Origin of the sequence: Streptomyces sp. NPDC085927 (assembly GCF_044540975.1) — a bacterium.
GTDB classification, from domain to species: domain Bacteria; phylum Actinomycetota; class Actinomycetes; order Streptomycetales; family Streptomycetaceae; genus Streptomyces; species Streptomyces hirsutus.
Map to the genome: position 1 here is coordinate 21,420 of NZ_JBITSN010000001.1, position 23,576 is coordinate 44,995.

23 protein-coding genes are annotated in these 23,576 nt (G+C 71.5%); 13 read left to right on the forward strand and 10 right to left on the reverse strand.

What is annotated here, in order from left to right; translation table 11 throughout:
• Positions 1 to 367: 367 nt before the first annotated feature.
• The gene (locus ACIF80_RS00085) at positions 368 to 1,348 is read right to left on the reverse strand and encodes a tetratricopeptide repeat protein (RefSeq protein WP_399797335.1); all 981 of its coding nucleotides are present in this window, start codon (positions 1,346 to 1,348) and stop codon (positions 368 to 370) included.
• 310 nt (positions 1,349 to 1,658) lie between these two features.
• Here ACIF80_RS00085 and ACIF80_RS00090 point away from each other — a divergent pair, with 310 nt between their 5' ends.
• Entirely contained in the window at positions 1,659 to 2,285 is a 627-nt protein-coding gene (locus ACIF80_RS00090) for a TetR/AcrR family transcriptional regulator (protein ID WP_399797338.1), read from the forward strand.
• A 107-nt stretch (positions 2,286 to 2,392) separates the two neighbouring features.
• Here the strand turns inward: ACIF80_RS00090 and ACIF80_RS00095 are convergent, their stop codons facing one another.
• The 3 genes from ACIF80_RS00095 to ACIF80_RS00105 all read right to left on the reverse strand — a co-directional run bounded on the left by ACIF80_RS00095 (position 2,393) and on the right by ACIF80_RS00105 (position 5,121).
• Positions 2,393 to 4,093 carry a methylmalonyl-CoA mutase gene (locus ACIF80_RS00095; RefSeq protein ID WP_399797340.1) on the reverse strand — a complete coding sequence of 567 codons (1,701 nt, stop codon included), beginning with the start codon at positions 4,091 to 4,093 and terminating at the stop codon, positions 2,393 to 2,395.
• 121 nt (positions 4,094 to 4,214) lie between these two features.
• The gene (locus ACIF80_RS00100) at positions 4,215 to 4,553 is read right to left on the reverse strand and encodes a DUF3817 domain-containing protein (RefSeq protein ID WP_399797343.1); all 339 of its coding nucleotides are present in this window, start codon (positions 4,551 to 4,553) and stop codon (positions 4,215 to 4,217) included.
• Positions 4,554 to 4,611: 58 nt separating this feature from the next.
• Entirely contained in the window at positions 4,612 to 5,121 is a 510-nt protein-coding gene (locus tag ACIF80_RS00105) for a MarR family winged helix-turn-helix transcriptional regulator (RefSeq protein ID WP_399797346.1), read from the reverse strand.
• A gap of 162 nt (positions 5,122 to 5,283) precedes the next feature.
• Between ACIF80_RS00105 and ACIF80_RS00110 the strand changes: the two genes are divergently transcribed.
• From ACIF80_RS00110 to ACIF80_RS00120, 3 genes are read left to right on the forward strand one after another with little or no spacing between them, the layout of a single operon-like run.
• Positions 5,284 to 6,048: a hypothetical protein gene (locus ACIF80_RS00110; RefSeq protein WP_399797348.1), complete on the forward strand. Its 765-nt coding sequence runs from the start codon at positions 5,284 to 5,286 to the stop codon at positions 6,046 to 6,048.
• Positions 6,045 to 6,725 carry a DUF4166 domain-containing protein gene (locus ACIF80_RS00115; protein ID WP_399797351.1) on the forward strand — a complete coding sequence of 227 codons (681 nt, stop codon included), beginning with the start codon at positions 6,045 to 6,047 and terminating at the stop codon, positions 6,723 to 6,725. Before ACIF80_RS00110 ends, ACIF80_RS00115 begins: the two co-directional genes overlap by 4 nt.
• Entirely contained in the window at positions 6,722 to 7,363 is a 642-nt protein-coding gene (locus tag ACIF80_RS00120; RefSeq protein ID WP_399797354.1) for a TetR/AcrR family transcriptional regulator, read from the forward strand. The genes ACIF80_RS00115 and ACIF80_RS00120 overlap by 4 nt, the downstream gene beginning before the upstream one ends.
• Before the next feature lie 48 nt (positions 7,364 to 7,411).
• Here ACIF80_RS00120 and ACIF80_RS00125 read toward each other — a convergent pair whose 3' ends face one another.
• Both ACIF80_RS00125 and ACIF80_RS00130 read right to left on the reverse strand, forming a co-directional pair.
• A complete protein-coding gene (locus tag ACIF80_RS00125) occupies positions 7,412 to 7,723 on the reverse strand; it encodes an MTH1187 family thiamine-binding protein (RefSeq protein WP_399797357.1) in 312 nt (103 codons plus the stop codon).
• The gene (locus ACIF80_RS00130; protein WP_399797359.1) at positions 7,720 to 8,064 is read right to left on the reverse strand and encodes a DUF3817 domain-containing protein; all 345 of its coding nucleotides are present in this window, start codon (positions 8,062 to 8,064) and stop codon (positions 7,720 to 7,722) included. Before ACIF80_RS00130 ends, ACIF80_RS00125 begins: the two co-directional genes overlap by 4 nt.
• 351 nt (positions 8,065 to 8,415) lie before the next feature.
• Here ACIF80_RS00130 and ACIF80_RS00135 point away from each other — a divergent pair, with 351 nt between their 5' ends.
• The 4 genes from ACIF80_RS00135 to ACIF80_RS00150 all read left to right on the forward strand — a co-directional run bounded on the left by ACIF80_RS00135 (position 8,416) and on the right by ACIF80_RS00150 (position 11,087).
• Positions 8,416 to 9,048 (forward strand): AIM24 family protein, encoded by a 633-nt coding sequence (locus tag ACIF80_RS00135; RefSeq protein ID WP_399797362.1) that lies wholly within the window; start codon positions 8,416 to 8,418, stop codon positions 9,046 to 9,048.
• A 1-nt stretch (position 9,049) separates the two neighbouring features.
• Positions 9,050 to 9,700, forward strand: a complete 651-nt coding sequence (locus ACIF80_RS00140; protein WP_399797364.1) for an AIM24 family protein — start codon at positions 9,050 to 9,052, stop codon at positions 9,698 to 9,700.
• Positions 9,697 to 10,509 (forward strand): AIM24 family protein, encoded by an 813-nt coding sequence (locus ACIF80_RS00145; protein WP_399797366.1) that lies wholly within the window; start codon positions 9,697 to 9,699, stop codon positions 10,507 to 10,509. The genes ACIF80_RS00140 and ACIF80_RS00145 overlap by 4 nt, the downstream gene beginning before the upstream one ends.
• Before the next feature lie 101 nt (positions 10,510 to 10,610).
• Positions 10,611 to 11,087, forward strand: a complete 477-nt coding sequence (locus ACIF80_RS00150; RefSeq protein ID WP_399797368.1) for a MarR family winged helix-turn-helix transcriptional regulator — start codon at positions 10,611 to 10,613, stop codon at positions 11,085 to 11,087.
• A gap of 62 nt (positions 11,088 to 11,149) precedes the next feature.
• On the opposite strand, the gene ACIF80_RS00155 is transcribed toward ACIF80_RS00150, so the two are convergent.
• Together ACIF80_RS00155 and ACIF80_RS00160 are read right to left on the reverse strand one after the other, a co-directional pair.
• Positions 11,150 to 12,670 carry a sensor histidine kinase gene (locus tag ACIF80_RS00155; RefSeq protein ID WP_399797371.1) on the reverse strand — a complete coding sequence of 507 codons (1,521 nt, stop codon included), beginning with the start codon at positions 12,668 to 12,670 and terminating at the stop codon, positions 11,150 to 11,152.
• A complete protein-coding gene (locus ACIF80_RS00160; protein ID WP_399797373.1) occupies positions 12,667 to 13,335 on the reverse strand; it encodes a response regulator transcription factor in 669 nt (222 codons plus the stop codon). The genes ACIF80_RS00155 and ACIF80_RS00160 overlap by 4 nt, the downstream gene beginning before the upstream one ends.
• Positions 13,336 to 13,451: 116 nt before the next feature.
• On the opposite strand from ACIF80_RS00160, the gene ACIF80_RS00165 reads away from it, so the two are divergent.
• On the forward strand, positions 13,452 to 14,249 hold the full coding sequence (locus tag ACIF80_RS00165; RefSeq protein ID WP_399797375.1) for a PepSY domain-containing protein: 798 nt from the start codon (positions 13,452 to 13,454) through the stop codon (positions 14,247 to 14,249).
• Positions 14,250 to 14,389: 140 nt separating this feature from the next.
• Here the strand turns inward: ACIF80_RS00165 and meaB are convergent, their stop codons facing one another.
• Together meaB and ACIF80_RS00175 are read right to left on the reverse strand one after the other, a co-directional pair.
• On the reverse strand, positions 14,390 to 15,346 hold the full coding sequence (meaB, locus tag ACIF80_RS00170; protein ID WP_055571060.1) for a methylmalonyl Co-A mutase-associated GTPase MeaB: 957 nt from the start codon (positions 15,344 to 15,346) through the stop codon (positions 14,390 to 14,392).
• A gap of 67 nt (positions 15,347 to 15,413) precedes the next feature.
• Entirely contained in the window at positions 15,414 to 16,637 is a 1,224-nt protein-coding gene (locus ACIF80_RS00175) for an acetyl-CoA C-acetyltransferase (protein ID WP_399797378.1), read from the reverse strand.
• Positions 16,638 to 16,785: 148 nt separating this feature from the next.
• Between ACIF80_RS00175 and mce the strand changes: the two genes are divergently transcribed.
• From mce to ACIF80_RS00195, 4 genes are all read left to right on the forward strand, one after another.
• Positions 16,786 to 17,226 (forward strand): methylmalonyl-CoA epimerase, encoded by a 441-nt coding sequence (mce, locus tag ACIF80_RS00180; RefSeq protein WP_055593439.1) that lies wholly within the window; start codon positions 16,786 to 16,788, stop codon positions 17,224 to 17,226.
• Between the two features lie 273 nt (positions 17,227 to 17,499).
• Entirely contained in the window at positions 17,500 to 21,348 is a 3,849-nt protein-coding gene (scy, locus tag ACIF80_RS00185; protein WP_399797381.1) for a polarized growth protein Scy, read from the forward strand.
• 235 nt (positions 21,349 to 21,583) lie between these two features.
• Positions 21,584 to 22,519 carry a cellulose-binding protein gene (locus ACIF80_RS00190; RefSeq protein ID WP_399797383.1) on the forward strand — a complete coding sequence of 312 codons (936 nt, stop codon included), beginning with the start codon at positions 21,584 to 21,586 and terminating at the stop codon, positions 22,517 to 22,519.
• Positions 22,520 to 22,620: 101 nt separating this feature from the next.
• Positions 22,621 to 23,574: an ABC transporter ATP-binding protein gene (locus ACIF80_RS00195; protein ID WP_399797385.1), complete on the forward strand. Its 954-nt coding sequence runs from the start codon at positions 22,621 to 22,623 to the stop codon at positions 23,572 to 23,574.
• The last annotated feature ends 2 nt before the right edge of the window (positions 23,575 to 23,576 follow it).

A 23,576-nucleotide genomic window follows, 5' to 3' on the forward strand; every position in this document is an offset into this window, starting at 1 on the left:
GGACCCGCGCCCGCGTCCCGACCGGATGTCGGGCACGGGCGATGGACCGAGCGTCGCCGATCGTGGTGCATTCTCGCCGCCCGCACAAGGGGGTTCATTACTTGCCAGTAACGACCGGATAACCGAGCGGCGACCCGCCGGTATCGGACGGCGACCCTGGGTGCCCTGGAGGGGGTTCACAAAGCAGTTGATCGGTGGACAGAATCCGACAGATCAACGCGGGTGACTTACTCGCAGTAACAGCGGCCGCGATTGCCAAGTTTTAGCAAAGCGCGGCCGCTTCGGCCTCCGTCGGCCATTCCTTCACTCGGGCACCACTCGTCCGGAAACCGCCTTTCGGCGGCCGGAAACCAGGCGCCCGCCCCGTTCAGAACAGGGCGCGTGCCAGCGCCCGGCGCGCGGCGACGACCCGCGGGTCGTCGGCCCCGACCACCTCGAACAGCTCCAGCAGCCGTACCCGTACGGCATCGCGGTCGTCGCCCGCCGTACGTCCCACCGTCTCGATGAGCCGGCCGAAGGCGTCCTCGACGTGACCGCCCACCAGGTCCAGGTCGGCGGCGGTGATCTGCGCCTCGACGTCCTTGGGGTTTCCGGCGGCGTTCGCACGCACCTGCTGCGGGTCCAGGCCCTGCACCCGGTGGAGCAGTTCGGCCTGGGCGAGACCCAGCTGGGCCTCCGGGTTGCCGGGGTCGTCGGTCAGCACGTTCCTGTAGGCCTGGATCGCGCCGCCCAGGTCACCGGCGTCCAGTGCCTGTACCGCGGCCTCCAGCAGGGCGTCGTACGGGCCGACGGGCTCCTCGGCCTCCGGGGCGGCACCGCCGCCCCCGGGCGCGGCGTCGGGGTCGACGGTGAGTCCGGTCAGACCGAACCGCTCCTCGGCGACCTGCACCAGCTGGTCCAGGGTCTGGCGGATCTGCGCCTCGCCCGCGGCGCCCTGGAAGAGCGGCAGCGCCTGTCCGGCCACCACCGCGAAGACCGCCGGGATCCCCTGGATCCCGAACTGCTGCATCAGCATCTGGTTGGCGTCGACGTCGATCTTGGCGAGGAGGAAGCGCCCGTTGTACTCGACGGCGAGCCGCTCCAGGACGGGGCTCAGCTGCTTGCAGGGCTCGCACCACTCGGCCCAGAAGTCGATGACGACCGGGACCTCGGCGGACCGCTGCAGGATGTCGCTCTCGAAGCCGGCTTCGTCGACGTCGATGACGAGGTCGGCCGGGGAGACGGCGCCCCCTCCACCCTGCCGGACCGCTTCCGCGCGGGCCTGCTCCGCCTTCGTCTTGGCCTCTTGGGCCGCCTTCACCGCGGCGAGGTCGACGACTCCGCTCATGGACATGTTCCGTGGCTGCATGCGTCTATCCTCCCCCGTACCCCGCGTGTCTGTGAAAAGCGCCCGAAAACCCGGATGTCCGGGTGTTGTCGGTCGCCGTACTGTCGGGCGTCGGGTCCCCACCCCACGCCGGTGGTCGTCGCTCGAGCGCGTCGGCCTCCGAGTGACCCCACGCTTTCGCTACGAGCCGTAGCGTAATACGGGGCGGAGCGTACGGGGCGGCCCGCCCCGGTGATCTCCCTCACGGACACCCGGGTAGGCACGGGCACACGGGAACGCACGGGCACGCGGTCGCAGGGGCGCGCACGGGGAGGGCGGTTATGGTCGTGCGATGCAGAGCCGCACGCCCGCCAGCCGCACCGGACGCCCGCGCAGCGCCGCCGCCGATGCCGCGATCCTGGCCGCGACCCGGGAGGCGCTGGTCGAACTGGGGTGGTCCAGGCTCACTCTGGGCGACGTCGCGAGCCGTGCGGGCGTCGCCAAGACAACCCTCTACCGGCGCTGGGCGGGCAAGAACGAACTGGTCGTGGACGCGGTCGCCGAGCTCTTCGACGAACTCGAACTCCCCGACTGCGGCAGCCTCGCCGCGGACGTCGAGGGCGTGGTCCTGCAGTTCGCGGCGCTGCTGTCCCGCCCGGAGGCCAGAAGCGGACTGATGGCGGTGGTCGCGGAGTCCACCCTCGACGAGGCGCTGCGCGAACGCATCCGCGTCTCGATCGTCGAGCGGCAGAAGCACCTGGTCCACACCGGCCGGACGCGCGCCCAGGACCGGGGCGAGCTGCCGCCCGAGCCGGATCCGGACGAGGCGGCCCGCACCGTGGGCCTGATCTTCGACATGGTGGCCGGTGCCGTGGTGCACCGCACGCTGGTCAGCGGGCAGCCGGTGGACGAGGAGTGGGTGCACGGTTTCACCCGGGTCCTGCTGTCGGGCCTCGTCACGACCGGCACCGGCCCGTAGCGGGAGACGCCCCGCCACCGGGCCGGGTCCGTGCGCCGTCCGGCCGCCCCGCCGTTCGACCATCCGTCCGTTCGACCATCCGTCCGTCCGGCCATCCGCCCGTCCGGTCAGAAGCCCGGGGGCTCCGTGTACACCCCCCACTCGTCCCGCAGCACGTCGCAGATCTCGCCCAGGGTGGCCTCGGCGCGTACGGCGTCCAGCATCGGTTCGATCATGTTGGCGCCGGAGCGGGCCGCGTCGAGCATGGCGGTCAGGGCCGCGCGGACCGCCGCGTCGTCGCGGGCGGCCTTGCGCTCGCCCAGGGTGCGCACCTGCTCGCGTTCCACCTCGTGGCTGACCCGCAGGATCTCCAGGTCGCCGGTGACCGAGCCGGTGTGGACGTTGACGCCGACGACCTTCTTGTCGTCCTTCTCCAGGGACTGCTGGTAGCGGAACGCCGCCTCGGCGATCTCGCCGGTGAACCAGCCGTCCTCGATGCCGCGCAGGATGCCGGAGGTGATGGGGCCGATCGGGTGCCGGCCGTCGGGGTGGGCGCGCAGGCCGCGCTCCTTGATCTGCTCGAAGATCTTCTCCGCGTCCGCCTCGATCCGGTCCGTCAGCTGTTCGACGAACCAGGAACCGCCGAGCGGGTCGGCCACGTTGGCGACGCCGGTCTCCTCCATGAGCACCTGCTGGGTGCGCAGGGCGATCTCGGCGGCCTGCTCGCTGGGCAGCGCGAGCGTCTCGTCCAGGGCGTTGGTGTGCAGGGAGTTGGTCCCGCCGAGGACGGCGGCGAGCGCCTCGACGGCGGTGCGTACGACGTTGTTGTACGGCTGCTGGGCGGTCAGCGAGACGCCCGCGGTCTGGGTGTGGAACCGCAGCCACTGCGCCTTCTCGCTCCTGGCGCCGTACACGTCCCGCATCCAGCGGGCCCAGATGCGGCGCGCGGCGCGGAACTTGGCGATCTCCTCGAAGAAGTCGAGGTGGGCGTCGAAGAAGAAGGACAGGCCGGGGGCGAACACGTCCACGTCGAGTCCGCGGCTGAGGCCCAGTTCCACGTACCCGAAGCCGTCCGCGAGCGTGTACGCCAGCTCCTGGGCGGCCGTCGACCCGGCCTCACGGATGTGGTAGCCGGAGACGGAGAGCGGCTTGTAGGCGGGGATGCCGGCCGCGCAGTGCTCCATCAGGTCGCCGATGAGGCGCAGATGCGGCTCGGGCTGGAAGAGCCACTCCTTCTGGGCGATGTACTCCTTGAAGATGTCCGTCTGCAGCGTGCCGTTGAGCACGGCGGGGTCCACGCCCTGGCGCTCGGCGGCCACGAGGTACATGCAGAAGACGGGCACGGCCGGCCCGCTGATCGTCATCGAGGTCGTCACGTCCCCGAGCGGGATGTCCTTGAACAGGACCTCCATGTCGGCGGCCGAGTCGATGGCCACCCCGCAGTGCCCGACCTCGCCCAGGGAGCGCGGGTCGTCGGAGTCGCGTCCCATGAGCGTGGGCATGTCGAAGGCGACGGACAGTCCGCCGCCGCCGTTGCTCAGGATCATCTTGTAGCGCTCGTTGGTCTGCTCGGCGTTCCCGAACCCGGCGAACTGCCGGATCGTCCAGGTGCGCCCCCGGTAGCCGGTCGGGTACAGGCCGCGGGTGAAGGGGTACTCCCCCGGCCAGCCGATCCGCTCGAACCCCTCGTAGGCGTCACCGGGCCGGGGCCCGTACACCGGCTCCACGGGGTCGCCGGAGAGCGTGGTGAAGTCTGCGTCGCGCTTGCGCGCGGCGTCGTACCGGGCCTGCCAGCGACGGCGGCCCTCCTCGATGGCGTCAGCGTCCATACCCTCGAATTTACTTGGACGTCCTAGTAAATGTCGATGGCAGACCGCCACACGCTGCTCCGTACGGCGGTGGACACGGCAATGCCGCGGGGCCGTACGGCCCCGCGGCGGCACCCGGTGGCTACGCCTTGGCGGTCGCGGGAGCGTCGGCGGCGAACGCCGACTCCAGCTCGCGGGAGATCCTGCGCTCGACGAAGAAGGCGGCCGTCGGGATGGTCCCGGCCAGCAGCACCCAGATCTGCTTCTTGACCGGCCACTTCAGCTTGGAGCCGAGGTCGAAGGCGAAGATCAGGTACAGGACGTACAGCCAGCCGTGGGCGATGCTGACGACCTGCGTGAAGTCGGCCGCGCCGCCCATGTCGAGCAGGTACTTGCCGATCATGCCAAAGGTCAGCAGAACCAGCAGGACACCGGTGACGTAGGCCATGACCCGGTAGCGGGTCAGCACGCTTCGTTTCATGAAGCCGAGCGTAACGGTCCGTTCCGACGGGTTCCGGCCCGGCCCCCGGTGCCGTCGGTCACTTCTCCTCGAAGTCCCCGGCGGCCAGGCGCAGCGGCCGGAGCATCGCGAACAGTTCGGTGCATTCCGCGGCGTCGTAGGTGCCGAGGCCGAAGTCCATCGCCATCAGGTCGCGGGTGGCCGCCTCGACGACCTCGCGGCCCTTCTCGGTGATGCTCGCGAGGGTGCCGCGGCCGTCGTTGGGGTTGGGGCGCTTGTCGACCAGGCCCGACCGCACCAGCCGGTCCACGGTGTTCGTCACGGACGTGGGGTGCACCATGAGCCGCTCGCCGATCTTGGACATCGGCAGCTCGCCGGACTTCGAGAAGGTCAGCAGCACCAGCGCCTCGTACCGCGCGAAGGTGAGCCCGTACGGCTTGACGACCGCGTCGACCTCGGCCAGCAGGATCTGGTGGGCGCGCATGACCGAGGTGATCGCGGCCATGGACGGCACGCTCCCCCAGCGCTGCTTCCAGAGTTCGTCGGCGCGGGCGATGGGATCGAACGAGAGACTGAGCGGCTTCGGCACGCAGCAGACCCTACCGGCCGGTCACATGCCGGTCAGCTCCGTCTCGCCCTTCGATCGGATCCCGCGAGACACCCCGTCATTGAGCGTTCGCTCAAAACACCGTACGCTCCCCCTCACAGCGGTTGAGCACTCGCTCAAACACGCTGCTGACAGGGGGCCGGCATGAGGCTGTACGTGGAGACGCGGGTCCGCGCGGACCTCGACGAGCTGTGGGCGCGCACCCAGGACCCGGCCGAGCACCAGCGCTGGGACCTGCGCTTCACCGAGATCCGTCACCTCCCGCGCGCCGGGGACGGGTCCCGGCACTTCCGCTACGCCACGCGCGTGCTGCCGTTCCTCACCATCGCCGGCACCGGCGTCTCGGCCGGTGAGAAGGAACGCCCGGACGGCACCCGCACCTCCGCGCTCCGCTTCTCCTGCCCGCACCCGCTCTCCCTGCTCGCGGACGGCAGCGGCTACTGGCGTTACGTCCCCGACGGGAGCGGGGAGGAGGCGGGGGACGGGACCGGCGTGCGTTTCCTCACCGGGTACGACTACCGGCCCCGCTGGGGTGCCGTCGGGGCGCTCGCGGACCGGCTGGTGCTGCGCCCCCTGATGGGCTGGGCGACGGCCTGGTCCTTCGACCGGCTGCGGATCTGGCTGGAGCACGGTGTCACCCCCGAACGCGCCCGCCGCAACTGGCTGACGGAACTGACGCTCCGGGCGGCGGTGATCACCGCCGCCGGCACCGCCCTCACCCTGAAGCCGGTCGCCCTGCTCGGCTCCGCGGGCGCCTTCCTGCCCCCGCTGCTCCTCATGGCGGCGGCCGCCGCCGCGTTCCTCGCCCCGCCACTGGCCCGCACCCCGGCCGCCCGCCGCTGTCTGCGCACCCCGCCGGACCCGGTCCGTCCGCCCCGGCTGCTGCGCACCCTGGAGGCCCCGCGATGACCTCGATCTTCCGCACCGTGATGGGCGCCGACTTCGACCGCCTCCACCCCGAACTGCGACGCCGCTTCTCCGTCGGCCTGACGAGCGGCGAGGCCTGTACGGGCCACGGCGTGATGGACCGCGTCTGGCACGGCGGTGCCTTCGTGAAGCCGTTCCTGGCGCTCGGCGCGACCCGGAACATCCTGGTCCCCCGGCAGGGCCGGCACGTCCCCTTCACCATCGAGAACGTGCCGTACACCGACGGCTTCGGCCGTGAGACGGTGACCTTCGTGCGCACCTTCCAGCTGCCCGGCCGCCCCCGCCGCTTCGACGCCCAGATGGTGCTGGGCCCCCGGGGCGACCGCATCGTCGACTACCTCGGCACCCACCAGCATCTCGCCACCGACCTCCGCTTCCGCGCGGAACCCGATGGTTCCCTGCTGATCCGCTCGGGCGGACACCGCTTCCGGGAGGGGCCGGTGGACGTGCGCGTACCCGAGATCGTCGGCGCGAGGGCCGAGGTGCGCGAGTCCTACGACGAACGCGCCGGCCGCTTCCGGATCCGGGTCGACGTCACCAACCGCCGCTTCGGGCCGCTCTTCGGCTACGAGGGGTCCTTCACCGCCGTCTACAGCGACATCCGCGCGTGCGGGGTGCGCCCCGGTCTGCGTCCGGTCCGTGAGGAGCCGCGCGCGTGAGCCCCGCCGACAGCACCAGGACGAAGCTGCTGGAGGGGGCTCTGCGCACGCTCGCCGAGCAGGGCATCGCCAAGGCCTCGGCACGGGCGATCGCGACGACGGCCGGGGTCAACCAGGCGCTGGTCTTCTACCATTTCGGCTCGGTGGACGAACTGCTCTCCGCCGCCTGCCGCCACGGGGCCGAGCAGCGGGTCGCCCGCTACCGCGCCCGCCTCGCGGAGGTCGGCTCCCTCACGGAACTCCTCGCCTTCGGGCGGGAGATGCACGACGAGGAGCGCGCCGCGGGCCAGGTGGCCCTGCTCGGGCAGTTGCTGGCCGGCGCACAGACCCACGACAGCCTGAAGGCGGCGACGTCGGCGGGGCTCGACCTGTGGATCGTGGAGATCGAGAAGGTCCTCGAACGGGTGCTGCCCGGAACCCCGTTCGGCGAGTTCACCGACTCCGGCGGGCTCGCCCGCGCGGTGGCGGCGTCCTTCGTGGGCCTCGAACTGTACGAGGGGGTGGATCCGGCGGGTGCGGGCGCGGCGCTGGACGCCCTGGAGCAGCTGGGGATCCTCATCGCCGCCCTGGACGGCCTCGGCCCGGTCGCCCACCGCGCGGTACGCCATCACCTGCGCCGCACGGCCGGGCGCGGGTGAGGCGCGGGGCGGCACCGGGGCCCCGCGCGCTCTGCCCCCGGCTCCCGCCTACCGGCTCTCGTCCGCGCCCCGGCCCAGGTGCCGCTCGACGGTCTCGACCTTGGAGGTGAGTCCGTCCTCGACCCCGGGCCGGATGTCCGCCTTGAGGACCAGGGACACCCGCGGGGCGCGCGCCTCGACCGCCGCCACGGCGCGCCTCACGACGTCCATCACCTCGTCCCAGTCGCCCTCGACCGAGGTGAACATGGCGTCGGTGCGGTTCGGCAGCCCGGACTCACGGACCACCCGCACGGCGTCGGCGACGTACTCCCCCACGTCCTCGCCGACACCGAGCGGCGTCACGGAAAAGGCGACGATCACGCGCTCACGACCCCTTCCTTGCGGGCGCGGGACGCGATCACCGCGTCCTCGGTCTCCCGCTTGAGCCGGCGCTCGGCGAAGAAGCCGCCGGTGGGCAGGACCGACATCAGGAAGTAGAAGGCGGCGGTCTTCAGCGGCCACTTGGCGCGGTTCCAGGCGTCGGCCCAGAAGAGCACGTACACGACGAAGAGGAATCCGTGGATCGCGCCCAGCGCCGGGACGGCGTTGAACTCCGTGGTCCGCTTCAGGACCGAGGCGACGAGGAGCAGCAGGAACGAGATCGCCTCGGGGCCCGATACCAGGCGGAGGCGGCGGAGGGCACTGGCGGTCTTGAGGTCCACGGATCACCTTCGGTGGGAGAGACAGCGGTGTCTACGAGTCGTACCGGGCCCGGCGGCCCGATCCGTTGTCCTGTGCCTGACGCTTTGTGAACGCACGCACAAGCGCTCATCCATTGTGGCAAACAGCATTCGCGATCACCGGAGGGGGTCCGTGTGCGACACGGCCGGCCACCCGCTCGCACACGCGCACGTCCGTACAGCCCTCCCCCGACGGCGGCGCGCCCGGAGCGCCCAGTGCGGCCGGAGCGGCCGGAGCGGCCGGTGCGGCCCCTAGGGGGATCTTCAGGGGATGTCTCCCCCGACAGGACCTGTTCCGGGGACGGGGCTGCGGTTAACGTCGCGGATGTGGCGATGTTCCGACTTCAGAGCAGCAAGGTGCTCGCCGTCGAGATGACCGGGGACGCCGTGAAGGCGAAGAACGGCTCGATGGTCGCGTACGACGGCGATATGGCGTTCAAGAAGCTCACCGGTGGCGGGGACGGCATCCGGGGGATGGTGACCCGGCGGCTGACCGGTGAGCAGATGACGGTGATGGAGGTGAAGGGCCGTGGGATCTGCTGGTTCGCGGACCGTGCCTCCGACATCAATCTGGTCGGGCTCCAGGGGGACACGCTCTACGTGGAGTCGAGCAACCTGCTGGCGGCCGACGGCGGTCTGCGCACGGGGACCGGTTTCACCGGTCTGCGCGGCGCCTCGCAGGGCAACGGGCTGTTCACGACCACCGTCGAGGGACACGGTCAGGCGGCGATCATGTCGGACGGGCCCGCGGTGCTGCTCCGGGTCGCTCCGCAGTACCCGCTGACCGTCGACCCCGGCGCCTATGTGGCCCACCAGGGGAATCTTCGCCAGTCCCTCCAGTCCGGGGTGACGTTCCGCACGCTGCTCGGGGAGGGCGGCGGCGAGGCGTTCCAGATGCGGTTCGAGGGCGACGGGCTGGTGTACGTCCAGCCCAGCGAGCGGAACACGATCGCGGGAGACGTCTGACATGCCCTTCCAGGAGATCAACTCGAAGGTCGTCGAGGCGACCGTAGCGCCCGGTCAGCGGCTGTTCAGCCAGCGCGGCGCGATGCTCGCCTACCGGGGCGAGATCGGCTTCACCCCCAACACGATGGGCGGCCAGGGCGGACTCCGGTCGATGATCGGCCGGCGGGTGGCGGGCGAGGACACCCCCCTGATGACCGTCGAGGGCAGCGGCACGGTCCTGTTCGGGCACGGCGGCCACCACATCCAGGTGATCAACCTCTCCGGGGACACCCTGTACGTCGAGGCGGACCGCCTGCTGGCGTTCGAGGGCACGTTGGAGCAGGGCACGATGTTCCTGGGCTCGCAGGGCGGGGTGATGGGCATGGTCCGGGGCCAGGTCTCCGGGCAGGGCCTGTTCACCACCACGCTCAAGGGGCACGGCTCCGTGGCGGTCATGGCGCACGGGGGCGTGATCGAGATCCCGGTCACCCCGCAGCGTCCGGTCCACGTCGATCCGCAGGCCTACGTCGCCCATCACGGCGACGTCCGCAACAAGCTGTCCACCGCGCTCGGCTGGCGGGACATGGTGGGGCGCGGCTCCGGCGAGGCGTTCCAGCTGGAACTCAGCGGCAGCGGAGCGGTGTTCGTCCAGGCGTCGGAGGAGAAACTGTGAGCACCCACGGAATCCCGGGCACCGGTCCGCAGCCCGGCGTCACGGTCCACGACCCGACGACCCTGCCGTCCGACGACAACGTCGATCACTACACCTTCTGCGTGGAGCTCGCCGGGAGCCGGTGGTTCCTGCAGAAGGGGAAGATGATCGCCTACTACGGGACGATCGATTTCAACGGCATCGGGCACGGCCGACTCGACCGACTTGTCCGTACGTCGTTCCATTCGCCTCTGCACGCGAGCGACTGGGTCGTGGCGGAGGGCTCGGGCAAGATGCTCCTCGCCGACCGGGCGTTCGATGTGAATGCGTACGACCTCGAGGACGGCAATCTGACCATTCGCTCGGGCAATCTGCTCGCTTTTCAGCCAAGTCTGTCGCTGAAGCAGTCGATCGTGCCAGGTTTCCTGACGCTCATCGGAACCGGAAAGTTCGTGGCCGCCTCGAACGGCCCCGTGGTGTTCATGGAACCCCCGCTCCGGGTGGACCCGCAGGCACTGGTCGGGTGGGCGGACTGCCCCTCCCCGTGCCACCACTACGACCACGGGTACATGACCGGCGTCCTGGGCAGTCTACGTGCACTGACGGGCCTCGGCGGGACCTCCGGCGAGGAGCACCAGTTCGAGTTCGTCGGGGCCGGCACCGTACTGCTGCAGTCGTCCGAGTCGCTGATGCCGGAGCAGGCCACGGGGGCCACTCCGCAGCAGGCGGGAGTGCCCGGCGGCGGCGGGTCCGGAGCGCACGGGCAGGGCGCGGGGGTACCGCGCCTTCCCGGACAGCTGGGAGACCTCCAGCGTCGCTTCGGGCTGTGAGCGGTAGTCTGCGGAGTGTGACATCGAACGCGTGCACGCCGTCACCGTCACAGAAAAACCCTCACTAGTTCGCCTTTCAACTTCTTAGGTAGACTTCATTCATGGAGACCGAGACGGCCACGCGCTGGCTGACCAATGCGGAGCAGTGCGCCTGGCGCACCCACCTGGAGGTCAACAGGCTGTTGACGTACCAGCTCGAGAAGGATCTGCAGCCCTTCGGCCTGACAATGAACGACTACGAGATCCTGGTGAACCTCTCCGAGTCGGAGGACCGCCGGATGCGGATGAGCGACCTCGCCGCCGCCACCCTCCAGTCCAAGAGCCGCCTCTCGCACCAGGTCACCCGCATGGAGAACGCGGACCTGGTACGGCGGGAGCACTGCGAGTCCGACCGGCGCGGCCTCTTCGCCGTCCTCACCGACCACGGCATGGAGACCATGCAGAAGGTCTCGCCCCATCACGTGGCCTCGGTGCGCCGGCACTTCATCGACCTGCTCTCCCCCGAGACCCTCGGTGAGCTGGACAAGGCCCTGAAGCCCATCGCGGAGCACCTGCGCGACCAGCGCGGGCGTTTCTGACCCGGTGAGCGCCTGACCCGGTGCCCCGGCCCGGTGGTGGTGTTCCACCCGGCCCGGCCGGGTCAGGTCCCCGGGGCGAGCGGCAGGCGGAGTTCGAACAGGGCTCCGCCCGAGGGTGCCGCACCGGCCGTGAGCGTCCCGCCGTGCCGCACCGCGACGTCCCGCGCGATGGCGAGGCCCAGCCCGGCCCCGCCGTCGTCGCGGCTGCGGGCGGCGTCCAGCCGGACGAACCGCTCGAAGATCCGCTCCCGGTCGGCCTCGGCCACCCCGTCGCCGTCGTCGGCGACCGCGAGCACCGCCCAGTCGCCCTCCCGCCGCACGCTCACCGAGACCGTCTCGCGGGCGTGGCGGCGTCCGTTGTCGAGCAGGTTGCCGAGCACCCGGCCCAGCTGTCCCCGCGACCCGGCCACCTCCGCCGACTCCGCGTCCACGGTCACCCCCGTCCGTCCCGCCGCCTCCTCGCGGGCCAGCGCGGCCAGGTCGACCCGCGCGTCGACGGGCCGCTCCCCCGCGTCCAGCCGGGCGAGCAGTAGCAGGTCGGCGGCGAGGTGCTGGAGCCGCACGGTGTCCTCGACGGCGCCGTCCAGGTCGAGGAGTTCGGGGTGGGCGGCGGCCACCTCCAGCTGGGTGCGCAGGGAGGCGATCGGGCTGCGCAGCTCGTGCGAGGCGTCGGCGACGAACCGCCGCTGCCGCTCCACGGACGTCTCCAGGGCGGCGAGCGTCTCGTTGGTGGTGCGGGCGAGCCGCGCGATCTCGTCGTGGGTTCCCGGTTCCGGGACCCGGCGCGTGAGGTCCTCGGACGCGGTGATCGCGGCCATCTCCTCGCGGATCCCGGCGACCGGACGCAGGGCACGCCCGGTGACCACCCAGGTCATCCCGGCGACCAGCGCCGCCAGCAGCGGGAAGCCGATCAGCATCACGGTCAGCGCGGTGCGTACGGCGCTGTGCTCGGCGGCCAGCGGGGCGCCCGCGGAGACGGTGAGCAGGCCCCGGTCGTGGGTCTGCACCTCGACGGCCGCGAAGCGGTAGTCCGCCGTGTCGTCGTCCAGGGTCGCGGCGCCGCTGCCGAAGGTGGTCTGCCGGCTGGTCTCACCGGGGGCGAGGGACGGTTCGGACTCCTCGTCCTTCGGCGTGCTCGGACTACGGGGTGCCTCGGTGTCGTCGTCATCGTCGTCGTCATCGTCGTCGTCATCGTCGTCGTCCTCACGGGCCGGGGCCGACGGCGAGGGGGACGCGGAGGGCGAGGGCGAAGGGGAGGACGGGCGGGGCTCGACCTGGTCGGTGACCGTACCGCTGATCCGCTGCAGGTCTTCGGTGGCTGCGACCAGGTTCCCGTCCTCGTCGACGACCTGCACGGGCCCGGACTTGCTGTCCAGTCCCGACAGCTGGTCGTACGGGGTCCGCGCGGCGAGTTCGGAGGCGACCGCCCGCGCCGTGCCCTCCGCCTGGGTGCCCGCCTCGGCAGTCAGGTTGGAGCGCAGCGCCTGCAGGACCGCGGCACCCGTGACGAAGAGGGCCACCACGACCACGAGCGTGGCGCCGAGCGTCGCCCGGGAGCGGACCGAGCCGAACAGGCGGTTCACGGCGCCGTCTCCAGCCGGTACCCGGCGCCGCGCACCGTCCGGATCAGCCCGGCGCGCAGCTTGCGGCGCAGAGCGCTGACGTAGACCTCGACGATGTTCGGGTCGCCCTCGTAGGCGAAGTCCCAGACGTGCTCCAGGATCTCCGACTTGGACACCACCTCGCCGGCCCGCAGCACCAGCTGCTCGAGCACGGAGAACTCCTTGGCGGTGAGCGTCACCTCGTCCTCGGCCAGGAAGACCCGGCGGGCGGCGGTGTCCATCCTCAGGTCCCCGAGCACACGCACCGGCGAGGCCCCGGCGCCCTGTCCCCGGCGGCGCAGCAGCGCCTTGACCCGGGCGACGAGGACGACGTAGGAGAACGGCTTGGTGAGGTAGTCGTCGGCACCGGTGTCCAGGCCCTCGGCCTCGTCGTACTCGCCGTCCTTGGCGGTGAGCATCAGGATCGGCACGTCGTGTCCGGCGGCGCGCAGGGCGGCACAGACGCGGTAGCCGTTGAGGCCGGGCAGCATGATGTCGAGGATCACGAGGTCGTACGTGCCCTCCGTGGCCCGGTGCAGGCCCTCCCGGCCGTCGTGGACGACGTCCACGGCATACCCCTCGGCGGTCAGACCCTTCGCGAGGGACAGGGCCAGCCGCTTCTCGTCCTCGACTATCAGCAGACGCATGCGCACAAGGGTGGCAGAGCGAACCTGAAGATCACTTCAGGCGGTTTCAGGTTCCTCTCAGCATTGATCGGCGAGATTGAGGACGTCGAAAACGCAGCGACCGGGGAGGAACCCACATGAAGCGCAACATCGTGATCGCCGTCGTCACCGCCGCGGCACTGGTCGGCGGAGGCACTGCGACGGCCATCGCGGTCTCGGGGGACGACGAGCCGACGAGCACGAACCAGGTGGACACGTGGGGGTCGGACGACGACCGCGACGACGACCGGGACGACCGGCGCGACGACGACGGTGACGACGGGCGTGACGACAACCGCGACGACGCCGATGACCGGAACGACCTGGACGACGACGACGCTCGGGGGCTCTCCGCGGACGTGACCGCCGCCGAGGCCGTCTCCGCCGCGCTGAAGCATCAGTCGGGCACCGCGGTCTCCGTCGAGATGGACGACGACGATGACGACGGCGAGCACCGCGGCAAGGCCGCCTGGGAGGTCGACATCCTCGGCGGCGGCGACACCTGGTACAGCGTGTGGATCGACCCGAGCAGCGGCAAGGTCCTGGGCTCGGAGCGGGACAACGACGACGATGACGACACCGCCGAGGTGCGCGCCGCGCTGAAGGGCACGTCGGTGACGGCCGAGGAGGCCGCGAAGGCGGCGGCGGCCAAGGGCACCGTGACGTCGGTGGACCTGGACGACGACGGGCCCCGCGACAAGGCGGGCTGGGAGGTCGAGACCGTCACCGCCGGCGGGGACGACCGGGAGTGGCTGGTCGGCCTGAACAGCGGCAAGGTCACCGCGGACGACGACTCGGACGACCGGGGTGACGACGGACGTGACGACGACGGCGACGACGACCGCGACGACGCCGATGACCGGAACGACCGCGACGACGACCGCGACGACCGCTGAGCGGAGATCCGGGCGGACCTCCGAACCGGCTACGTGAACGGACAGGGCGGTGCGGGCGAATGTGCCCGCACCGCCCTTCCCGTGCGCTCCCGCCGGCCCCCGCGGACCGGTCCCGGGTCCCGTCCCGGCGCCGGGACGTGTCAGCCCCGCGTCAGCCCCGCCACCAGTTCGTCCGCCGCGCGGTACGGGTCCAGCTCGCCGCCGATGATCCGTTCCGCCAGCGCGCCCAGGCGGCGGTCGCCGTGCAGGTCCCCGATGCGCTCCCGCAGGGTCGTGACGGCGATCGTCTCGACCTCGCGGGCGGCGCGGGCCAGCCGGCGCTCCGCCAGGACCCCGCGCTCCTCCATCCACGCGTGGTGCTTCTCCAGGGCCTCGACGACCTCGTCGACGCCCTCCCCGCGCGAGGCGACGGTCTTGACGATCGGCGGCCGCCAGTCGCCGGGAGCGCGGGACTCGCCGAGGCTCAGCATGTGGTTCAGCTCGCGGGCGGTGGCGTCCGCACCGTCGCGGTCGGCCTTGTTGACGACGTAGACGTCGCCGATCTCCAGGATTCCGGCCTTGGCCGCCTGGATCCCGTCGCCCATGCCGGGCGCGAGGAGCACCACCGACGTGTCGGCCTGGGAGGCGATCTCCACCTCCGACTGGCCGACGCCGACCGTCTCCACCAGGACCACGTCGCAGCCGGCCGCGTCGAGGACGCGGATGGCCTGCGGCGCGGACCAGGCGAGGCCGCCCAGATGGCCGCGGGTCGCCATGGAGCGGATGTAGACACCGGGATCGGAGGCGTGCTCCGACATCCGGACCCGGTCGCCGAGCAGCGCGCCGCCGGAGAACGGCGAGGACGGGTCGACGGCCAGGACGCCGACCCGCTTGCCCTGCCTGCGGTACGCGCTCACCAGCGCCGAGGTGGACGTCGACTTGCCGACGCCCGGCGAACCCGTCAGGCCGACCACGTACGCGTTGCCGGTCAGCGGTGCCAGGGCCGCCATGACCTCCCTCAGCTGCGGGGACGCCCCCTCCACCAGGGAGATCAGCCGGGCCACGGCGCGCGGCGCGCCCTCCCTGGCCCGTGCCACCAGAGTGGAGACGTCCTGCATCACTGCTCCGTTCACAAGTAGGGACCTGCCGTAGGGATCTGCCCGGAACGACGGCCGGGCGGCCTGCTCAGGCCTTGGGTACCCGCACGATCAGCGCGTCACCCTGTCCGCCGCCGCCGCACAGCGCCGCCGCGCCGATGCCGCCGCCGCGCCGCTTCAGCTCCAGCGCCAGGTGCAGCACCAGCCGGGCGCCGGACATCCCGATCGGGTGCCCCAGGGCGATGGCACCGCCGTTGACGTTCACCTTCTCCGTGGACACGCCGAGGTCCTTCATCGACTGCACGGCCACCGCCGCGAAGGCCTCGTTGATCTCGACGAGGTCCAGGTCGGACACCTCGAGGCCCTCCTTCTTGAGGGCGTGGGCGATCGCGTTGGACGGCTGCGACTGCAGGGAGTTGTCGGGGCCCGCCACATTGCCGTGGGCACCGATCTCGGCGATCCACTCGAGGCCGAGCTCCTGCGCCTTGGCCTTGCTCATCACGACCACGGCCGCCGCACCGTCCGAGATCTGCGAGGAGGAACCGGCGGTGATCGTGCCGTCCTTGGCGAAGGCGGGACGCAGCTTGCCCAGCGACTCGGCGGTGGTGTCGGCGCGGATGCCCTCGTCCTGGCTGAAGAGGACCGGGTCGCCCTTGCGCTGCGGGATCTCGACGGGGGTGATCTCCGCCTCGAAGATGCCGTTCTTCTGCGCGGCGGCGGCCCGCTGGTGGGACAGGGCGGCGATCTCGTCCTGCTCCGGGCGGCCGATGCCCAGGCGGGTGTTGTGCTTCTCGGTGGACTCGCCCATGGCGACGTTCTCGAAGGAGTCGGTCAGACCGTCGTGCGCCATGGCGTCGATCATCTGGACCGCGCCGTACTTGAAGCCCTCGCGGGACTTCGGCAGCAGGTGCGGGGCGTTGGTCATGGACTCCTGGCCGCCGGCCACGACCACGTCGAACTCGCCGGCCCGGATCAGCTGGTCGGCCAGCGCGATCGCGTCGAGGCCGGACAGGCACACCTTGTTGACGGTGAGCGCCGGGACGTTCATCGGGATGCCGGCCTTGACGGCGGCCTGGCGTGCCGGGATCTGCCCTGCCCCGGCCTGGAGCACCTGCCCCATGATCACGTACTGGACCTGGTCGCCGCCGATCCCCGCACGGTCGAGGGCGGCCTTGATCGCGAAGCCGCCGAGGTCGGCTCCGGAGAAGGACTTGAGCGAGCCGAGCAACCGGCCCATCGGGGTCCGGGCACCCGCGACGATGACGGACGTCGTGCCGTTCGCTGCGGATGTTGCGGAAGATGCAGAAGTCATGAGCTGCGATCCCCTATCCGGCTGCACAGCCGAGGAGTGAACGAGGGTTTACTTCGAATGTACTGAGCTGCGGTCCGCCCCGTCATCGGGCCGTCGGTGTGATCGCGCGCACGTTGCGTAACCGCACGGGGACCGTTCCACTGAATCCATGCTGACGCGAATCGACCACATCGGAATCGCCTGCCACGACCTCGACGCGACCGTGGAGTTCTACCGGGCCACCTACGGCTTCGAGGTGTTCCACTCCGAGGTCAACGAGGAGCAGGGCGTGCGCGAGGCCATGCTGAAGATCAACGAGACCTCGGACGGGGGCGCTTCCTACCTCCAGCTGCTGGAGCCGACCCGGGAGGACTCCACCGTCGCGAAGTGGCTCGCGAAGAACGGCGAGGGGGTCCACCACATCGCTTTCGGCACGGCGGACGTCGACGCCGAGGCCGCCGCGATCAAGGACAAGGGCGTACGCGTGCTGTACGAAGAGCCCCGACGCGGCTCCATGGGGTCACGAATCACCTTCCTGCACCCCAAGGACTGTCATGGCGTACTGACAGAACTGGTCACTTCGGCGCCCGTTGAGTCACCTGAGCACTGACCCACGTACATAAGGGCCGGTAGGGTTGGGTGCGGTCGCCGCTCGATCCAGGGCGATCATGTCCTGCCGTCAGAAAGGCGACGACTGCCCCCGTTCGGGTGAGCGTCGCCGATCCTGGCAGCAGGATGTACCGGGGTCCGGGTTTCGGGGGGCGAGCGCGGGGGTAGCAGCGCATGCTCCTCCGTTGATCTGACACCATTCCCCGGGGGTCCCGTTCGGCGGACGGACGGGACTCGGCCAGAGTTGCGACCAGGGGACGGATGGGACCGCGCAGTGCGTGGCTACGAGAGCCAGGAGCGAGATCCGGCGGCTGACGTCGACCACCTCTCTCGGTTCGAAGCCGAGATGAAGCGGCTGAAGACCGAGCGGGAAAAGGCGATCCAGCACGCCGACGACCTCGGCTACCAGGTCGAGGTGCTGCGCGCCAAGTTGCACGAGGCGCGGCGCACCATCATGTCCCGGCCCGCTTACGAGGGCGGCGACATCGGCTACCAGGCCGAGCAGTTGCTGCGCAACGCGCAGATGCAGGCCGACCAGCTCCGCGCGGACGCGGAGCGCGAGCTGAGCCAGGTGCGGGCGCAGACCCAGCGGATCCTCCAGGAGCACGCCGAGCAGGCGGCCCGGCTCCAGTCGGAGCTGCACCAGGAGGCGGTGACCCGGCGCCAGCAGCTCGACCAGGAGCTGGCGGAGCGCAGGCAGACCGTCGAGTCGCACGTCAACGAGAACGTGGCGTGGGCCGAACAGGTGCGGGCCCGTTCCGAGCAGCAGGCCCGCCGGCTGCTCGACGAGTCCCGCGCGGAGGCCGAGCAGGCGCTGACCGCGGCCCGCGCGGAGGCCGAACGGGTGACCGCCGAGGCCCGTCACCGGCTGCGGAGCGAGGCCGAGGCGGCCCGCGCGGAAGCCGACCAGACGCTGCGCCGGGCCCGCGCGGACGCCGAGCGGCTGCTGGCCGCCGCCTCCACGCAGGCCCAGGAGGCCACCGACCACGCCGAGCAGGTGCGGTCGTCGACGGCCAGCGAGTCGGAGTCCACCCGCCGCGAGGCCCAGGAGCTCACCAAGGCCGCCGAGCAGCGCATGGCCGCCGCCGAGGAGGCGCTGCGCGAGGCCCGCTCCGAGGCGGACAAGGTGCTCGCCGAGGCGAAGGAGGCCGCGTCGAAGGCGCTCGCCTCCGCCGAGTCCGCCAACGAGACCCGTACGCGCACGGCCAAGGAGCAGGTCGCCCGGCTGGTCAGCGAGGCCACCAAGGAAGCCGAGACCACCAAGGCGGACGCCGAACAGGTCGTCGCGGACGCCCGCGCCGAGGCGGAGAAGATCGTCGCGGAGGCCGCCGAGAAGGCCCGTACGATCACCGCCGAGGAGAGCGCCACCCAGCTGTCGAAGGCGGCCAAGACCGCCGAGGACGTGCTCAACAAGGCCTCGGAGGAAGCCAAGCGGACCACCAGGGAGGCGACCGAGGAGGCCGAGCGGATCCGCCGCGAGGCCGAGGCGGAGGCGGACCGGCTGCGCGCCGAGGCGCACGACATCGCCACGCAGCTCAAGGGCGCGGCGAAGGACGACACCAAGGAGTACCGCGCCAAGACGGTCGAGCTCCAGGAGGAGGCCCGCCGGCTGCGTGGCGAGGCCGAGCACCTGCGGGCCGACGCGGTCGCCGAGGGCGAGAAGATCCGCGCGGAGGCCCGTAAGCAGGCCGTGTCGCAGATCGAGGAGGCGGCCCGGTCCGCCGAGGAGCTGCTGGCCAAGGCGAAGGCGGACGCGGACGAGCTGCGTTCCACCGCGCAGACGGACAGCGAGAAGGTCCGCACCGAGGCCATCGAGCGCGCCACGACGCTGCGCCGGCAGGCCGAGGAGACACTGGAGCGCACGCGCAAGGAGGCGGAGCACCACCGCGCGGAGGCCGCCGAGCAGGCCGACGCGGTCAAGGAGGACGCCGAGCGGGCCGCGCGCGAGGTCCACGAGGAGACCGAGCGGGCCGTCGCCGCGCGCCGCGAGGAGGCCGCCGAGGAGCTGACCCGGCTGCACACGGAGGCCGAGGAGCGGCTCGCCTCGGCCGAACAGGCGCTGAGCGACGCCCGCGAGGAGGCGGGCCGTATCCGCCGGGAGGCCGCGGACGAGGCCGAGCGGCTGCGCACCGAGGCCGCGGAGCGGAGCCGTTCGCTCCGGCAGCAGGCGCAGGCGGAGGCGGAGCGGCTGCGCGACGAGGCCGCGGCGGACGCGGCGGCGTCCCGCGCGGAGGGCGAGTCCGTGGCCGTACAGCTGCGGTCGGAGGCCTCGGCGGAGGCGGAGCGGCTGAAGTCGGAGGCGCAGGAGAGCGCCGACCGGATGCGGGCCGAGGCACGGGCCGCCGCCGAGCGGCTCGGCGCGGAGGCGCAGGAGACGCTGGCGGGTGCGCAGGAGGAGGCCGCCCGGCGTCGGCGCGAGGCCGAGGAGTTGCTGGGCGCGGCCCGTACGGAGGCCGACCAGGAGCGCGAGCGGGCCCGGGAGCAGAGCGAGGAGCTGCTGGCCTCGGCGCGCAAGCGGGTGGAGGAGGCGCAGGCCGAGGCCGTACGGCTGGTCGAGGAGGCCGACCGGCGTGCCACCGAGATGGTGTCGGCGGCCGAGCAGAACGCCCAGCAGGTGCGGGACTCGGTCGCGGGGCTGCAGGAGCAGGCGCAGGACGAGATCGCCGGGCTGCGCCAGGCCGCCGAGCACGCGGCGGACCGCATGCGCCGCGAGGCGGAGGAGGAGTCGGACCGGGTCCGGTCCGACGCCTACGCGGAGCGGGAGCGGGCCGGCGAGGACGCCGCCCGGATGCGGCGCGCGGTGCAGGAGGAGACGGAGGCCGCCAAGGCGCTCGCCGAGCGCACGGTGTCCGAGGCGATCACCGAGGCGGACCGGGTCCGTTCGGAGGTCTCCGAGCAGAGCCTGCGGATGCGTACGGAGGCGTCGGACGCGGTCGCCGAGGCCGAGCGGAACGCGTCGCACACCCGGGCCGAGGCCCGGGAGGACGCCAACCGGATCCGTTCGGACGCGGCGGCCCAGGTGGACACCCTCATCACGGAGGCGCGCAGCGAGGCGGAGCGGCTCACCGCGGAGACGATCGCGGAGACCGACCGGGTGCGTACGGAGTCGGTGGCCAAGGCCGAGAAGCTCATCTCGGACGCGTCCGGCGACGCGGAGCGGCTGCGGGCCGAGGCGTCCCAGACGGTCGGTTCGGCACAGCAGCACGCGGAGCGGGTCCGCACCGAGTCCGCGCGGGTCAAGGCCGACGCGGAGCGGGAGGCGGAGCGGCTGGTGACGTCCGCGCGCGAGGAGGCCGAGCGCACCCTCGACGAGGCCCGCAATGAGGCCAACAAGCGGCGTTCGGAGGCGGCCGAGCAGGTCGACACGCTCATCACGGAGACCGCCGCCGAGGCGGACAAGCTGCTCACCGAGGCGCAGCAGCAGGCGCAGAAGACCACCGCGGACGCGGAGGCCCAGGCCGACTCGATGGTCGGCGCGGCCCGCACGGAGGCCGACCGGCTCGTCGCCGAGGCGACGGTCGAGGGCAACTCCCGGGTGGAGAAGTCCCGCACGGACGCGGACGAGCTGCTGGTCGGGGCCCGTCGGGACGCGACCCGGATCAGGGAGCGCGCCGAGGAGCTGCGGGACCGGATCACCAGTGAGATCGAGGAGCTGCACGAGCGGGCCCGTCGTGAGGCGGCCGAGACGATGAAGTCCACCGGCGACCGCTGCGACGCGCTGATCAAGGCGTCCGAGGAGCAGCTGGCCAAGGCGCAGGCGAAGGCCAAGGAGATCGTGTCCGAGGCCAACTCCGAGGCGGGCAAGGTGCGCATCGCCGCGGTGAAGAAGGCCGAGGGTCTCCTGAAGGAGGCCGAGCAGAAGAAGGCCACACTGGTCAAGGAGGCCGAGGAGCTGAAGGCCGAGGCGATCCGCGAGGCGCGGGCCACGGTCGAGGAGGGCAAGCGCGAGCTGGATGTCCTGGTGCGGCGGCGCGAGGACATCAACGCCGAGATCTCGCGCGTGCAGGACGTCCTGGAGGCGCTGGAGTCGTTCGAGACGCCGGGCGGCGGAAAGGACCACGGGGTGAAGGCGGCCGCGACGGCCGGTACACCCGGCCAGCGGAGCAAGTCTTCGGACAGTTAGGATACTTGGGGGCTAACCGGGCAGAAATCTTCGATGACGTGAGAAACCCTCTGTCAGCAGGTGAAATCCCTTGCTGGTCAGGGGGTTTGAGCATGCACTTGGCAAGTACTCCGGGGGCCAGCCACTCAAAAGGGGTGTCATTCTCCGTATCAAACGCGCATCCGCTCGATGACACAGCGCTTCGGCCCCTAGGATTCCCCCTATCACCTCACCGGTCTCATTCGACAGGAACCCCATGAGCGACACTTCCCCCTACGGCTTCGAGCTTGTGCGGCGTGGATACGACCGCGCTCAGGTGGACGAACGAATCTCCAAGCTCGTCTCCGACCGTGACAGCGCTCTCGCCCGCATCACCGCTCTGGAAAAGCGCATCGAAGAGCTCCACCTCGAGACGCAGAACGCCCAGGCCCAGGTCACCGACGCCGAGCCGTCGTACGCGGGTCTCGGCGCGCGCGTGGAGAAGATCCTGCGCCTGGCCGAGGAGGAGGCGAAGGACCTCCGCGAGGAGGCTCGGCGCGCGGCCGAGCAGCACCGCGAACTCGCCGAGTCCGCCGCCCAGCAGGTGCGCAACGACGCGGAGTCGTACTCCGCCGAGCGCAAGGCCAAGGCCGAGGACGACGGTGCCCGGATCGTCGAGAAGGCGCAGAGCGAGGCCTCGCAGCTGCGGTCGGACGCGCAGAAGGACGCCCAGTCCAAGCGCGAGGAGGCGGACGCCCTCTTCGAGGAGACCCGCGCGAAGGCCGCGCAGGCCGCCGCCGACTTCGAGACGAACCTCGCCAAGCGCCGCGAGCAGTCCGAGCGCGACCTGGCGTCGCGTCAGGCCAAGGCCGAGAAGCGTCTCGCCGAGATCGAGCACCGGGCGGAGCAGCTGCGTCTGGAGGCCGAGAAGCTGCGCACGGACGCCGAGCGCCGGGCCCGCCAGACGGTGGAGACCGCCCAGCGCCAGGCCGAGGACATCGTGGCCGACGCCAACGCCAAGGCCGACCGGATCCGTTCGGAATCCGAGCGGGAGCTGGCCGCGCTGACCAACCGCCGCGACTCCATCAACGCCCAGCTGACCAACGTCCGCGAGATGCTGGCGACGCTCACGGGCGCCGCAGTGGCAGCGGCCGGTTCGCCGGCCGAGGAGGAGACCGCCTCCCGCGGGGTTCCGGCCCAGCAGACCCGGTAACCAGCGGTTCCGGTTACCGGCCGGAATACGGTGGCTGAACATCGGCGAAGCCCTCTGCCACTGAGGTGGCAGGGGGCTTTGTCCCGTTCTAGCGTGGCGGCATGATCGAGCTCGAGGGGCTGACCAAGCGGTACGGCGAGAAGGTGGCGGTCAACCATCTGACGTTCACCGTCAGACCGGGCATCGTCACGGGCTTCCTCGGTCCCAACGGCGCGGGCAAGTCCACCACCATGCGGATGATGCTGGGCCTGGACCGGCCCACCGCGGGTGACGTCCGGATCGACGGCAAGCACTACGACCGGCTCAAGGACCCGCTGAAGTACATCGGCGCCCTGCTCGACGCCAAGGCCATGCACGGTGGCCGCAGCGCCTTCAACCACCTGCTGTGCCTCGCCCAGAGCAACGGCATCCCTCGGCAGCGGGTGCACGAGGTGCTGGACACGGTGGGGCTGTCGTCGGTGGCGGGGAAGAAGGCCAAGGGGTTCTCGCTCGGCATGGGCCAGCGGCTCGGCATCGCCGGCGCGCTGCTCGGCGACCCGCGCATCCTGATGTTCGACGAGCCGGTCAACGGGCTCGACCCCGAGGGCATCCACTGGATCCGCACCCTGATGAAGACCCTGGCGGCACAGGGCCGCACGGTCTTCGTCTCCTCCCACCTGATGAGCGAGATGGCGCTGACGGCGGACCATCTGGTCGTCATCGGGCAGGGCCGGCTGCTCGCGGACACCTCCATGGCCGATTTCATCGCGCACAACTCCCGTGCGTACGTCCGGATCCGCTCTCCGCAGCGGGAGCGGCTGCTGGACGTGCTGCACGGGGCCGGCCTCACGGTCGTGGAGAGCGGAGGCGCGACGCTGGAAGTGGACGGCACCGGGGCGGAGCAGATCGGGGAACTGGCGGCCCGGCACCGGCTGGTGCTGCACGAGCTGAGCCCGCAGCGGGCCTCCCTGGAGGAGGCGTTCATGCGGTTGACCGCGGAGTCGGTGGAGTACCACGCGCACTCCGACGCGCCCGCGCCCCCGCAGCAGTGGGGCGACGGCTGGAAGAAGGACTGAGC